The organism is Psychrobacter sp. SWN149, from assembly GCF_015864565.1.
Classification (GTDB): domain Bacteria; phylum Pseudomonadota; class Gammaproteobacteria; order Pseudomonadales; family Moraxellaceae; genus Psychrobacter.
The window spans coordinates 275061-288901 of sequence record NZ_JADYWX010000005.1 but is presented as its reverse complement, the minus strand read 5'-3'; the positions used below and the strand labels follow the sequence as shown (position 1 = coordinate 288901).

General features: G+C 45.6%; 12 protein-coding genes. 4 read left to right on the top strand and 8 right to left on the bottom strand.

The window, feature by feature from the left end; translation table 11 throughout:
- Positions 1-22: 22 nt before the first annotated feature.
- On the top strand, positions 23-709 hold the full coding sequence (gene lolA / locus I6E86_RS10275; RefSeq protein ID WP_413786999.1) for an outer membrane lipoprotein chaperone LolA: 687 nt from the start codon (positions 23-25) through the stop codon (positions 707-709).
- Between the two features lie 125 nt (positions 710-834).
- Here the strand turns inward: lolA and scpB are convergent, their stop codons facing one another.
- From scpB to mrdA, 8 genes are all read right to left on the bottom strand, one after another.
- Entirely contained in the window at positions 835-1431 is a 597-nt protein-coding gene (gene scpB / locus I6E86_RS10270) for an SMC-Scp complex subunit ScpB (RefSeq protein WP_197177381.1), read from the bottom strand.
- A gap of 75 nt (positions 1432-1506) precedes the next feature.
- Positions 1507-2376: a segregation and condensation protein A gene (locus I6E86_RS10265; RefSeq protein WP_197177380.1), complete on the bottom strand. Its 870-nt coding sequence runs from the start codon at positions 2374-2376 to the stop codon at positions 1507-1509.
- Positions 2377-2404: 28 nt separating this feature from the next.
- Positions 2405-3490 (bottom strand): tryptophan--tRNA ligase, encoded by a 1086-nt coding sequence (locus I6E86_RS10260; RefSeq protein WP_227680624.1) that lies wholly within the window; start codon positions 3488-3490, stop codon positions 2405-2407.
- Positions 3491-3613: 123 nt separating this feature from the next.
- Positions 3614-4708 carry a lipid A biosynthesis acyltransferase gene (locus I6E86_RS10255; RefSeq protein ID WP_197177379.1) on the bottom strand — a complete coding sequence of 365 codons (1095 nt, stop codon included), beginning with the start codon at positions 4706-4708 and terminating at the stop codon, positions 3614-3616.
- 334 nt (positions 4709-5042) lie between these two features.
- The gene (rpsI, locus tag I6E86_RS10250; RefSeq protein ID WP_194363874.1) at positions 5043-5429 is read right to left on the bottom strand and encodes a 30S ribosomal protein S9; all 387 of its coding nucleotides are present in this window, start codon (positions 5427-5429) and stop codon (positions 5043-5045) included.
- Positions 5430-5439: 10 nt separating this feature from the next.
- Positions 5440-5868, bottom strand: coding sequence for a 50S ribosomal protein L13 (gene rplM, locus I6E86_RS10245; protein ID WP_194363875.1), 429 nt, complete (start codon positions 5866-5868; stop codon positions 5440-5442).
- 210 nt (positions 5869-6078) lie between these two features.
- Positions 6079-6765: a 16S rRNA (guanine(966)-N(2))-methyltransferase RsmD gene (gene rsmD, locus I6E86_RS10240; RefSeq protein ID WP_197177473.1), complete on the bottom strand. Its 687-nt coding sequence runs from the start codon at positions 6763-6765 to the stop codon at positions 6079-6081.
- 205 nt (positions 6766-6970) lie between these two features.
- Positions 6971-8956: a penicillin-binding protein 2 gene (gene mrdA, locus I6E86_RS10235; RefSeq protein WP_197177378.1), complete on the bottom strand. Its 1986-nt coding sequence runs from the start codon at positions 8954-8956 to the stop codon at positions 6971-6973.
- A gap of 513 nt (positions 8957-9469) precedes the next feature.
- On the opposite strand from mrdA, the gene I6E86_RS10230 reads away from it, so the two are divergent.
- The 3 genes from I6E86_RS10230 (at position 9470) to I6E86_RS10220 (ending at position 13829) form a co-directional block, all read left to right on the top strand.
- The gene (locus I6E86_RS10230; protein ID WP_197177377.1) at positions 9470-10804 is read left to right on the top strand and encodes a hypothetical protein; all 1335 of its coding nucleotides are present in this window, start codon (positions 9470-9472) and stop codon (positions 10802-10804) included.
- Positions 10805-11149: 345 nt separating this feature from the next.
- Positions 11150-13180: a heme lyase CcmF/NrfE family subunit gene (locus tag I6E86_RS10225; protein WP_197177376.1), complete on the top strand. Its 2031-nt coding sequence runs from the start codon at positions 11150-11152 to the stop codon at positions 13178-13180.
- Position 13181: 1 nt separating this feature from the next.
- Entirely contained in the window at positions 13182-13829 is a 648-nt protein-coding gene (locus I6E86_RS10220; RefSeq protein ID WP_197177375.1) for a DsbE family thiol:disulfide interchange protein, read from the top strand.
- Positions 13830-13841 lie beyond the last annotated feature (12 nt).

Here is a 13841-nt window from a genome sequence, read left to right as displayed (position 1 = left end):
TATGCTTTTTTAGAGAGGATTTATGATGAACTTATCTACGAAAAAATCAACCAAACAAAAAATGATGAGTGGTGCGCTAGCGGGTGTATTGATGACATCGCTTGGTGTGGCAGCGCCTATGATGGCATTGACCCAGTCTGCTACAGCAGCCCCAGCGGACAATATCACCGCAGCCACACGTTTGAATAAACTGCTGACCAATACGAAAAGCATGACGGCCAATTTTAGCCAAACGACCAAAGGCGCAAGCAGTGGCACGTTTAGCGGCTCTATGAGTGTTCAACGTCCAAACAATTTCCGCTGGGAAACCAAATCACCATCAGAGCAGCTCATTATTGCCAACGGCAACTCTATGTGGGTCTATGACAAAGATTTAGAGCAAGCCACCAAGCAAAATGTAGACAGCCAAGTGGGCAATACGCCAGCGCTATTATTGTCAGGCGACCCAAGTAAACTTGACAAAAACTTTAAGATTACTCAGCCATACGACAACAAAAATTACTATGTGCTGTATCCAAAATCAGACAGTGCCAGTTTTAAGAGCTTATCAATGAGCTTTAGTGGTGGTAAGCCTGTCATGATGGTACTAAACGATAGCTTAGGTCAGACAACTTCTATCAAGTTTAGTGGCATTAAGCTCAATCCAAGTATCAGCAGCAGCCAGTTTAAATTTACGCCGCCTAAAGGGGTTGATGTTATTAATCAGTAGAGACATGCTAGGGCATATCTTTATATTAGTGATTTAATGACGTGATTTAATAAAAAGGACAGATCCTATGCGGTCTGTCCTTTTTTGTGAGATAAGATTTATGTTAGTAGACGCTGTGACGGTATCTATGGCAATGCTCTGATAGCGGCCATGTTTGGCAGTGGTGGTAACTCATCTAAATGGCTGAGCCCAAATGCATCTAAGAATTGCGGCGTGGTATGCAGCAGTGCAGGGCGACCTAACGTGTCTTTGTAGCCTTTCTCTAAGATCCAGCCTTTATCAAACAGTTGCCGCAATATATTACTCGATAGCGTGACACCGCGTACTTGTTCGATATCACCTCGTGTCACCGGCTGTTTGTAAGCAATGACGCTCAGAGTTTCAAGCAGGGCTTGGCTAAGGCGCTCCTGACGCTGCGGGAATATACGCTGAATCAATCGACTATAGTCATCCGCTATTTGCAAACGATAGCCACTGGCAGTCTCATGTAGATGGAGTACACCTGCATCTAGGCGTTGCTGTAGTAGCGTTAATGCCTGCTGCAACTCTTTGGTAGACAGTGACAAGTGCTTTTTTAAGGCGTGGGCAGTGAGCGGCGCTTCTGAGGCGTGCAGCAGCACTTCAATATGCTTGCTTGTCTCTTCAAAAAAAGCATGGTTTTTGGCTATTGATATAGATGGTGGCGTATCATTAAGCAGTTTTGTATCGTCAATATCTGTCATCGTGAGTAGGCTCTTCTATCGACTATATCTTCAAAAGCGAATAACTGGTCGAACCTTTGAGGTCAACCTTGATTACTAAGCAAGCCATTGTAAGGTAAGCTTTGAGGATTCATTGTCTGGATTTGATAAACTAAGACTGGCGCTGTCAGCGGTATTACCAATATCATCTGCATCAGTAAGGTGGTCGCCGGTGCCAACCACACCAACCAATTGCCGCTTGATTAACTCAAGCACCGCCACGAAACTCACGACCACGCCTATTTTACCTTGTGCTTTATCTAGCAACTCATAAAAGGAGCGCGTACCCTGAGTACTCAGTTGCCGACTGATGCTGGCAATGCGATCAGCAAGTGGTACAGCATCAATCTTAATAGTATGCATTTGATAGTCGGGCTGTAGTTGCATCTTAAACAAGCTATCAATCAGCAGATTGGCCGAGTAGTTTGGTAACTCTGCATTCATGATGTCTTGGCCAGGCATACTGACCATCGCTAAGAACACATCACGTTCTAAACGTACTAAATCATCTAAGCGCTGACTAACCACTTTAATTTGCGCATAGGCTTCTAAGCGCTCAATCAACTCTGCTTTTGGGTCACGCTCGTCGGTCGGTGTTTCAGGGGCTGGTAATAGCAGCTCTGTCTTGATGGCAATGAGCGTTGATGCCATCAGCAGATAATCACCTGCCAATTCAAAATGCTCGGTATCCAATTCGCTGATATAGGCTAAGTACTGCTCAGTGATTGGTAGTATTGGCATTTGCGTCAAATCAACATTGTTCTTTTTGACCAAATACAGCAGAAAATCTAACGGCCCTGCAAACTGCTCTAACCAAATTGCAAAGGCCTGCGGTGGCACATACAGGTCATCTGGCAGGTGCTGTACCGGTGTCTGATAGATACGTAATGACATACCATGAACGCTGTCGACAGATACCGGTTTCATACTTGAAAAATGACTCGTATCCAATGAATTATTTAAGTTTGGCAAGCGGGCGAATACCAATAGCGCGGCGAGTCTTGTCTAATTGCTTACGGCTATGGCGACGGGCTTTATCTGCGCCCATCTGCAAGATTTCTTCCAGCTCTTTTGGATTGGCCATGAGTTCCTCATAACGTGCACGGAATGGGGCAATTTCATCATTTATTTTATCAAATAGCGCTTGCTTAGCGTCTCCCCAACCAATACCAGCTACAAACTTCTCACGCATATCAGCAATCTCTTCTTGGGTGGCAAAGGCTTTATAAATCTCAAAGATGGCTGAGTCATCAGGATCTTTTGGCTCATCAGGCAGCTGAGAGTTGGTGACGATTTTCATAATGGCTTTGTGCATTTGTTTCTCAGCACTCACTTGCGGATTTGAATCACCAAATAGGGGAATGGTGTTGCTATAGCTCTTACTCATCTTACGACCATCGAGCCCCGTTAATAGCGGGATATTATCGTCAACGACCGCTGAAGGGAGAGTAAAGAGCGTTTTGTAACGGTGATTGAACGTACCAGCGATATCACGCGCCATTTCAATGTGCTGAATTTGATCACGACCAACAGGGACGTGCGTGGCATTGAACATCAAGATATCCGCGGCCATCAGTACAGGATAGCCGAATAGCCCCATGTTGATACCTTGGTCAGCATCGACATCTTCTTTTTCCATATTGATATCGACAGCCGCCTTATAAGCATGGGCACGGTTCATCAGTCCCTTGGCACATGAGCAATTTAACACCCAAGCCAGCTCTGGAATCTCAGGCACATCTGATTGACGATAAAAAGTCACACGCTCAGGGTCGAGACCGCATGCGATCCAAGTCGCGGCAATAGCTTTAGTCGATTCATGAATAATCGCAGGGTCATAGCAGCCAATAATGCCATGATAGTCTGCCAAAAAGAAAAACGCTTCATCATCACTATTTTGAATAGCTTGGATGGCAGGACGTATTGCACCAACATAGTTACCCAAATGTAGCGTACCTGTTGGCTTGATGCCCGTCAAAATGCGTTTAACTGGGGCTGAGATATCAGAAGCTTGCTTGTCAGAGGTGCTGTTAGTACTCATGGAAAATCCGTTATTTGGTTTATCAAATTATTATCAGTTCGTTGCTACTTATACGCTATTTAAGACACTAAATATTAGCTGCAAAGTATAGCAAAATTTACCAGTATTTTTGGAAATAAAGCGCTACTTATAGATATTGCTGCGGCCTGTAGGCCCATGTTTGAAGCGACGATGAAACCACATCCACTGGGTAGGATCGATACGAATCAGCCCCTCTAATACTTCATTGACCCGAGTGGCATCAGCGACCTCGTCATTGCTAGGATACTGATCTAACTCTGGCGTAATCGTCAGATGATAATGTGGACGCTTACCACGTGGCAGATTGTCAGGTGTCTGACGGTAGGTATGTAGTGCCATAACAGCAGGCGGATGCGTTTTGCTACCCAGTTTTGCCATACGACGAGATGCGGTAATCGTTGCTGCAGGCACGCCAAAGAATGGCGCCATGACGCCTTGCTTTAGACCATAGTCCTGATCTGGCGAGTACCAAATAACGTGTCCTGCCTTAATAGAGGTCACCAAGTTTCGCATGTCTCGGCTGGAGATTTGCTTACCAAATATGTTGGTACGACCATTATAGATAAACCAATCAAGTAAAGGATTGTTTTGCGTGCGATACATACAGTCTACAGGGAAAAACTGCGCACATAATAATCCGCCCAAATCAAGCATCGTATAGTGTGCACCTAGCAGGATAACTGGACGCTGCTCATTTTGCGCATTGACGAGATGCTGTAACCCCGAAATAGAAACCGTGCGGGTAAACACATTGGGACGAAACCAAGCACACAAGGTTTCAAACACGCCAATGCCTTGATTAACAAAGACTTGCTTGGCCATCAATTCGCGTTCAGCTTCTGGCTTTTCTGGGAAAGCCAGTTTGAGGTTGATTAGCGTGTCGCGTCTGCGAGAGCCTGCAGCATTATAAATCAAAATACCAAGCTTGCGACCTAACCAGAACTGCCAACGTAGCGGCAGATATATCAGCGGCAGCATGACCAAAAACAGTAACCAAATGCCCCAGTATTTAGGAGATAAAAACTGCCACTGAAAAGGCTTGTAATCTGCCTGAGCAGTACGTTTTTGATTCTGCGTAATCGTTGGAGTGCCAGCCGGTATGGCGGGCGACCTATGAGACTGGGCAGACCGCTGTTTCTTTGGTGGCACGCCATCGGTAGATGGCTTGCTTGGGTCGTATTGTTCAGGCGCTTTCATAATATCCTTCTACAGCATTGTCTATAACATCGCGGCTAATGATAAAAAGTTATCAATATGATGGGGTAGCGTCAAACGCTTTGCAAGTTAGAATGTGATGGGCTATTGACTATACCGTACTGATTAATAGCACTCAGCATAAGAAGATAGGATGTGATGAACATTCGACCATCGCATTGCTAGAGACTATTAAGCATAAAAAACCTAGACATAAAAAAACCTTATAAGCTGTGACCAGCTTATAAGGTTTTGCAAAACTGTACTCTTATTTAGTATTGCTGCATTGGCTCCGAGAAAAAGCACACAGCAGCAAAGAAATAAGAGAACGTTTTGATTAACGTTTTGAGAACTGTGGACGTTTACGTGCTTTACGTAGACCCAGTTTCTTACGTTCAACTTGACGTGAATCACGAGTAACAAAACCAGCTGCTTTTAGGGCAGGCTTCAAAGTTTCGTCAGCTTCGATCAATGCACGTGTGATGCCGTGGCGGATTGCGCCAGCTTGACCACTGATACCACCACCTGCAACAGTTACATATAAATCATATGCGTTGCCAGAGTTTAGTAGTTCTAATGGCTGACGAACAACCATGCGTGAAGTTTCACGGCTGAAGTATTCGTCAAGCGGCTTGCCGTTAACGACGATGCTACCAGTACCTTTTGATAAAAAGACACGAGCAGTAGAAGTCTTACGACGACCAGTTCCGTAATTGCGTTCCATAAGTGTATCCTTAGATGTCTAGTGCTTTAGGTTGCTGTGCTTCATGTGGATGATCAGTACCCGCATAAAGTTTTAGCTTCTTGATCATCGCATAGCCAAGAGGGCCCTTTGGAAGCATACCCTTAACTGCTTTGTGTAGAACATCTTCAGGCTTATGTGCAAGCAACTTACTGAAGTTGGTTTCTTTGATACCACCTGGGTAACCACTGTGACGATAGTACTTTTTGTCTTGTGCTTTTTTACCCGTTACCGTGATTTTGTCAGCGTTGATGACAACAATGAAGTCACCAGTGTCAACGTGCGGCGTAAAAGAAGGCTTATGCTTGCCACGTAAGCGACTAGCGATTTGAGTGGCTAAGCGACCAAGGGTTTTGCCGTCAGCATCTACGACATACCAGTCATGGGTCACTTCAGCTGGTTTTGCACTAAGTGTTTTCATGATAAAACCTTAAAATTAGAATTCGTTGAGAGTTTAGCTGGGAACGGGGCTCTCAAAAAACAGACTGCACATTATAAGCAGTAGCGCCTACGCTTGCAAGCTGCATTGGGGTTTATTTTCGCCTTATATACATTAAACTGCAGCGTTGGCCAGTTTTTAGCGGTTCTAAACATTTATAAAAGTCGTTAACGGCTTTCATTAACTAGGCAATTATGACGATGATAGGCGATAAAGTCCAGCAACAACTTGTCCGACTTTGGTTTGCTTCAAGCATTCAAAGCGGATTATTTGCTGAGTAGTACCTGATGAGGTATCTTGATTATTATTAAGTGTCTCTTCCAATTGCTGCAACTGCGTGGCCAAATCTTTGTCCGCTTCTAGATAAATGAGCGTATTGGCATCCACTAAATCATGATCAATCAAAGTAGTTAAAATAGGCTGCCACAGATCCTGAGCATAAGGTGGATCGATGAACACGATGTCAAAGGGGCGGGCAGTCAGATGCCCTTGACTCAGTACTTGCTCAGCAGTACCAGTGATGATTTGATAAGCCGTCTCATCGAGCCGTAGTTGCTCAGCACTCTGACGTAACATCTTAGCTTGTGCGTTATTTACTTCAATAAAAGTTGTGTGTGCAGCGCCGCGAGACAATGCTTCAAACCCCAATACGCCACTGCCAGCACAGCTATCGAGCACATGTGCGCCGTGGATATCAGCCAGTAGCCAGTTAAATAAGGTCTCACGTAGGCGATCTGGTGTGGGACGCAAGCCATCGGCATCAATAAAACTCACGACACGACGTTTGAATTGCCCACCGATGATACGTACGTCACCTGCCGCTGCTTTTTTGTCAGTCGTGCCATGTTTCGTTGTGCGCCCGTTTGCAGTACTCTTCATGCCTGCGGTTTTTCTCATGATCGTGTCTCGCTCACTTTTTATTATTTATCTTTATATTGTTTGACCATGGCTATTGAGATAGCGCTGCTTATGTAGTTTCAGGCTAGCGCCTCTCAAACTATTTCAATATCTTTAGCTCGGCTCAGTAACATTAGTTCAATATCGGTAAATAGAGTTAGTTAGATGTCATGATTGTTCAGCACTATTATTCAGCAATGTTCTCTTGCTTTGTTGCTTCTGCCGCTTCTTTTTCTTCTAATGCTTTGGCCTCTTTGTCTCGTATAGCATCCCGTAATGCTTTGTCAAAGGCTTTTTGACGTTTGATGACTTTTAGCTCATCAGCAGAAGGTGGCAGGATAGGGTCGGTTTTGCGCTGCAACATCCAATAGTCAAATAGGGCGCGACCAATAGGGGCGGCAACGGCACTACCACCGCCGCCATTTTCGACCAAGACCGCAAGTGCAATCTCTGGGTCTTCTACTGGTGCAAAACCATTGAACCACGCATGATCCCAGTGGCGCTTATCGATTGCTGATTTGTCATAACGTTTGCCCTGAGCGATAGACTTTACCTGTGCCGTCCCTGTTTTGCCAGCGATACGATAGCGCGGCGTATATATACCGCGCCCTGTACCCTCTTTTACCACGCTCTCCATGGCATCATGCATGCGTAGCCAGTCAGAGGGTTTGCCGTTATAGTTAATTTTGCCATCTGGTTTGGTAATGACTTTAACCTCTGCGGCCCCATCGCTGCTTTTTAATAAATGTGGGGTGATATGATGGCCTTTATTGGCTGTCATGGCGGTTGCATTGGCAATCTGTAGCGGCGTCGCCAAAAAGTAACCCTGCCCAATACTGACGGAGATGGTTTCACCTGGTAGCCAACCCTTACCGTAGGTGTCTTTTTTCCACTTCGGTGATGGCATAATCCCTGATTTTTCGTTAGGCAGATCGATACCTGTTTTTTCACCAAAGCCAAACTGCGCCATCCAGTCATGCAAGCGTTGGATGCCCATCTCATAAGCCAGTTTATAATAATAAGTATCAACCGACATCGCGATAGATTTCTTTAAGTTTACCGTGCCGTGACCGCCGCGTTTCCAGTCGCGGAATCGATGCGAGTCCCCAGGCAAGCTAAAATAGCCTGGATCATAAATGGTGGTATCCCAGTTGCGTAGACCATAATGAATACCGCCCAAACCCTCAAATGGTTTGATGGTAGAGCCAGGTGGGTAAGTGCCTTGCAGGGCACGGTTGTATAGAGGCTGATCAAGATCTTCACGCAGACCGTCATAGTCTTTGAAGGAGATACCAGATATAAAGGGGTTGGGGTCATAGCTTGGGTTACTAACAAACGCTAGTACATCGCCGTTTTTGGGGTCTATCGCTACAATTGCGCCGCGGCGACCATCCAGCTGCTGCTGTGCGATCGTCTGTAAACCGTAATCTAGGCTCAATGTGATATCATTGCCAGCGGTTGGCGGCTTGGTATCTAATTGACGTAATATATTGCCATGAGCATCGGTTTCAACCGATTGATAGCCTGGCTGCCCAAGCAAGATGTCCTCATAGTAGTCTTCGATACCGATTTTACCGATCAGATCTGTACCAGCATAACGGTCTTTATCAATGCGCTTGGACTCTTTATCGTTAATACGGCCGACGTAACCGATTACATGAGCAAACAGCTCATCATAAGGGTAGTCACGTGTCAGCTTACTCTGAATAGAGACACCGCGAAAAAAAGGCTTACGCTCACTGAACTGCGCCAATTGTGCATCGGTCAAATCGATTTTTATGGTCACGGGATCGTTTTTGTTCTTACTCAGCCGCGCCAAAATATCGGTGATGTCTTCTTCTGTCAAATCAAAGATAGGGGCAAGCAGATTCAGTGTGCGCTCAGGATTGTCGATTTCGTCAGGACTCATCATGGCAGTAAACACGGGCTGATTGTCCGCCAGTATCACGCCATTACGATCATAGATATAGCCACGGCTAGGTGGGGCAGATATCAGTTTGATGCGATTGTTGTCTGCTTGCGTGGTGTATTTATCATGAGCATACACCTGCAAATAACCGTAACGCGTTATCAAGCCGCCCAAACCAAGCAATATGATTATGCCAAAAATAATAATACGATTGGTAAAAACACTATTGGCTTGTTCGGTGTTGGGAGTTAACGGTTTATTCATAGAAAGTCAGCGCCCAAACGGTCAGTGAGTCAGTAGACATGAGTCAGTAAAAAATATGGAGGGATGGTTGAGTCAACCAAAGTGCGGCGAGTTTAAAGGATAAATCAAAGGTTTTCAATCACATAGGATGATTTGAGTCAAAAAGCACAGCATCAGCTTACACACATCAACGCTTTGTGGTCTCACTACAAATTATAACAGAACAAATGCGAGGGCGCAGTAAGTAGGTTGCTATTTTATACGCCAGTATAAATCGTCGCAGGAGTAGGCGTATTGGAACGCCGCCATAAAGCGGCCATATAGAAAGCACTGATAAAATAGGCACCTGAGTCACAAATGATCACAGCTGTCTAGGCACTACTACAGGGTGCTAATAAATGGCAAAGTGTGCTAAAATCAGGCGATTTATTTTATCGCGGTTATTATGAGCAGAGCGTCAATTTGAAACGTTCTAATTTTGCTAAGCACATTTGATTAGCAACGACCATCAACTTGTCAGGGACTAGTTAAGTCATGGACGTAAATTCATTGTGGCAGACGATAGCTGAACACCCAGAGTTTTTCGCCATGCTAACCATTCCTCCAGTGACGGCATTTGTCACTTGGATACATGTATGGATGGCGCTTAAAATGCTGTTTTATCCTGTTAAGTTTTGGGGCATCCGTATTCCCAATTTTCCATTTTTTGGACTGCCGGGTATTGGGTGGCAGGGTATCGTCCCGCGTAAGGCTGGTAAGATATCTGGCGTGATTGTTGATCAGACGCTCTCAAAGCTTGGCTCGCTCGATGAGTTCTTTCAGGCGATGGAGCCTGAGCAAATGGCGATATTTGTCACCGACACCGTGGACAAAAATCTCGAGCCACTGATTGATGAAATTATGCTCGATCACTCACCAGCACTGTGGGGTAATTTGCCTTATGCGTTAAAGCGCCGCGTCTATGCCCAAGCGCATAAAGAGCTGCCTAGCATCATGCAGTCGCTAGTGATAGATTTGACCCACCATGTCGAAGATTTGGTCGATATGCGCAAAATGATCGTCAATACGATGGAAAAAGACCGTCGTCTGATGGTCAATATGTTCCTAAAAGTCGGTCAAAAAGAAATTGATTTTATTTGGCATATCAGTGCACTGATTGGTCTGATATTCGGTATTATCCAAATGTTTATATTTTTAGTGGTGCCGCAGCATTGGACCGTGCCGTTTTTTGCAGCTATTTGGGGATTTCTCACCAACTGGATTGCGATTTGGATGGTTTTTAATCCCGTTGAGCCGCACTTTATTCCTTATTTAAAGTTGTTTGCGGTACAGAGTCGTTTCCCCTTTATCAAGCCAGTGATGCCGCATATCGCACGATATCGTTTGCAGGGCGGCTTTATGAAGCGCCAAGAGGAAGTCTCTGAGGTTTTCGCTGAAATTGTCGTACGAGATTTGGTCACTTTAGAGAACATCATGAATGAGATGATGTACGGTGATAAAGCCGCGCAAACCCGTGAGCTCATGAAATCGCATTTGTACGACGTGCTAGAGTCGCCAGTGATCAGTACCACGCTACGTGTCGGACTGGGTCGCCGTGATTATGGTCAGTTGAAGAACACCATCATTGATAAATCGATTGTCGCAACGATGGTGCCATTACGTGACCCTGAGCTAAATGAGAGCCGAGCCAGTAAGATATTTGGTTTGTTCCGCGATAGGATACGTGCGTTGACACCCAATGAGTTTCAGAACCTGTTGCGTCCAGCCTTTCGTGAGGATGAGATGACCTTGATTGTATTGGGCGGCTTGACAGGGTTTTTGGCAGGTTGGTTGCATTTGGTATTGGTGTTTTTTCCTTCAATGCAATGAGGCATTAATCGCCCTTTATTGTTGCTCAATTTTACATTGTTTTTTTTAGTTTAATACCGTTAGTCGATGACTATTTAACATTGTTGAACACTGTCGAACACATTAGTATTAGCACCTCCCTGTCAGTATTATCAGTACCCCTGACAGACAAGCAGTTTGTATCAGTTATTCATATTGATATATCACCATGATAGTAGCGGGTTTTGGGTGCTTCTATAGCCATTGAAACCTCAGTTTTTAATCGTAAACTTATGACCGCATAAAGGACTATTTAGCGTTTACCAGTGGCTAGCAATGCCATCGGTGAGCCTTTAATTGTATCCAAGGTAAACAAGGTTAGACCGTATGTTAATCACAGAATTGGGTTATTTTGCTTTGCTGGCCGCTTTTATATTGGCGATCTTGCAGGTAGTACTACCAACCGTTGGCATCATGCGTGACCACGTGGCTTGGCAGCGTTTGGCACCAAGCCTAGCATGGGCGCAGTTTGCGGCAATGATTACCTCATTTGCTGCACTGATGGCAGGTTTTTATTACAATGATTTCAGTCTCGTCTATGTCACTCAGCATTCCAACACGCTACTGCCTTGGTATTACAAGCTGTCAGCGACGTGGGGCGGGCATGAAGGGTCATTGCTGCTATGGATGACCATCATGGCCACTTGGTGTGCACTGGTCTCTTATTTTAGCCGTGGTCTACCGCTGTCTATGCGCGCGCGCGTGCTGGTGATATTGGCAGGCGTGCAGATGATGATGTTGGCGATGCTGATCTTTACCTCATCGCCCTTTGATCGCACATTGCCCAATTTGCCTGTGGATGGGGCCGATCTCAATCCTGTGCTACAAGATTTTGGTCTCATTATTCACCCACCGATGCTCTATATGGGTTATGTGGGCTTGGTTGTGCCCTTTGCTTTTTGTATGGCGGCACTGTGGGAAGGGCGTTTGGATGCGGTATGGACTCGCTGGTCGCGCCCATGGGCACTAGCTGCTTGGGGCTTCTTGACAGTTGGTATCGCGCTAGGCTCATGGTGGGCTTATTATGAGCTTGGCTGGGGCGGTTGGTGGTTCTGGGATCCAGTAGAGAACGCCTCATTGATGCCATGGCTGGCAGGTACGGCATTGCTTCATTCGATGGCGGTGACCGAAAAGCGTGGTGTATTCAAGGCATGGACGATTATGCTAGCAATCTTTGCTTTTGCACTCAGTTTGCTGGGTACATTCCTCGTACGCTCAGGCGTTATTACATCCGTGCATTCATTTGCTGCTGACCCAACGCGTGGTCTAGTCATTTTAGCCATACTTGGTGTGATTATCGGTGGTGGTCTATTGATGTTCGCGGTACGCGGCTGGCGTTTGACCGTTGAGAGTCAGTATCGACTGATCTCACGTGAGTCATTTTTAGTGATTAACAACGTCATTATCTTGATTGCAACTTTAGTGGTACTACTCGGTACGCTCTATCCTATTATTGCTGACTCCTTTAACTTGGGTCAGGTATCCGTTGGCCCTCCTTATTTTAATGCGCTGTTTGTTCCTTTGACATGGCTGCTGCTAGTGGCAATGGGTATGGGCTCCAACATCCGCTGGAAAAAAGACAGTCGACCCTTACTAGGCGTCGGCATGGTCATCGCAGCGAGCAGTCTGGTATTGGCCGCAATCATTGCCTACTTTACTAGCCCATCAGCCATGCTCAATATTGGCGTGACCTTGGCGATTAGTTTTTGGGTGTTGCTATGGATGGTGGTCGATTTCAGAGACAAAACCAAAAATGCACCAAGCCGACTGAGGGGCCTACGTCAATTGCATCTCAGCTATTGGGGTCAACAGACTGCCCATATCGGTGTCATCGTGGCAGTTATTGGTATCGCCTTTACGAGCACGTTGAGTATTGAGCGAGATGTAGCGCTAGGACCAAATGACAGTGTCAATGTCCAAGGCTACGATTTTACGATTAAAGGCTTTAGTGAAGTGAAAGGCAGTAACTTTGATGCCACACAAGCAGAAGTGACGGTCAGCAAAAACGGTCAAGATGTCACTACCTTGTATCCTGAAAAACGCAATTATATTATCAGCATGATGCCAATGACCGAGGCGGCAATTGATGCCAGTCTCATGCGTGATGTGTATGTGGCCCTAGGTGAGCCAATTGCTGAAGACAGCAACCAGTGGGCGTTTCGTATCTACGTCAAACCACTGATTCGCTGGATATGGCTAGGTGCGCTTATTATGGCGTTTGGTGCATTGCTCAGCATGCTAGACCATCGTTACCGTATCAAAAAAACCAAAACACCAGCACAAATCGCTGCCAAAAAAACAGGTTTTGCTACGGTTGCAGATTTGGATACGTCAGCTACAAAGATAGGGGAGCGTTAATATGACTACCTCAAACAACACGCCTGATGATAAAGCGAGTGGTACTACTCAGGTCAAACGCAAAAAGTCACTGAAAATTGGATTTTTGATTCCCTTGGTAATCTTTGTTGGTTTGCTTGCCATGCTATATATGCGTTTGGGTAAGCCGACAGATATCGTCACCAATACTGCGCTTGAGCGTCCTGTCCCTGCGTTTGAGCTGCCATTATTGTCAGACACCAGTCGTATCATGACCAATGACAATTTGCCTGATAAGCCGTTTTTGATGAATATTTGGGGCTCTTGGTGTCCCACTTGTATCATCGAGCATCCTTTTTTGATGAAGCTTGAGGAGCGCGGTGTCAATCTAGTAGGGGTCAATTATAAAGATGAGATTGGCGATGCCTTTGGGTACTTGAACCGAGGCGGTGATCCGTTTTCGATGTCTATTCAAGATTTATCTGGTCAGTTTGCGCTTGATTTGGGTCTGACGGGTGCACCTGAGACATTCATTGTCGATGGAGAAGGCATTATTCGTCAGCATATCATTGGTGAGATCAATGAGAGCAATTGGCAAAGTCGTATCGCGCCTTGCTTGATGGTGCTCAATGACGCTAATAGTAATAATGTCAGCCCAGATCCGAGTCAGGTTGCGGAGGCTTGTCAATGATAGCGTATCAAA

Coding starts and splice junctions, on each gene's coding strand:
- lolA (WP_413786999.1), top strand. CDS start 23: ATGATGAACTTATCTACGAAAAAATCAACCAAACAAAAAATGATGAGT.
- scpB (WP_197177381.1), bottom strand. CDS start 1,431: ATGACAGATATTGACGATACAAAACTGCTTAATGATACGCCACCATCT.
- I6E86_RS10265 (WP_197177380.1), bottom strand. CDS start 2,376: ATGAAACCGGTATCTGTCGACAGCGTTCATGGTATGTCATTACGTATC.
- I6E86_RS10260 (WP_227680624.1), bottom strand. CDS start 3,490: ATGAGTACTAACAGCACCTCTGACAAGCAAGCTTCTGATATCTCAGCC.
- I6E86_RS10255 (WP_197177379.1), bottom strand. CDS start 4,708: ATGAAAGCGCCTGAACAATACGACCCAAGCAAGCCATCTACCGATGGC.
- rpsI (WP_194363874.1), bottom strand. CDS start 5,429: ATGGAACGCAATTACGGAACTGGTCGTCGTAAGACTTCTACTGCTCGT.
- rplM (WP_194363875.1), bottom strand. CDS start 5,868: ATGAAAACACTTAGTGCAAAACCAGCTGAAGTGACCCATGACTGGTAT.
- rsmD (WP_197177473.1), bottom strand. CDS start 6,765: ATGAAGAGTACTGCAAACGGGCGCACAACGAAACATGGCACGACTGAC.
- mrdA (WP_197177378.1), bottom strand. CDS start 8,956: ATGAATAAACCGTTAACTCCCAACACCGAACAAGCCAATAGTGTTTTT.
- I6E86_RS10230 (WP_197177377.1), top strand. CDS start 9,470: ATGGACGTAAATTCATTGTGGCAGACGATAGCTGAACACCCAGAGTTT.
- I6E86_RS10225 (WP_197177376.1), top strand. CDS start 11,150: ATGTTAATCACAGAATTGGGTTATTTTGCTTTGCTGGCCGCTTTTATA.
- I6E86_RS10220 (WP_197177375.1), top strand. CDS start 13,182: ATGACTACCTCAAACAACACGCCTGATGATAAAGCGAGTGGTACTACT.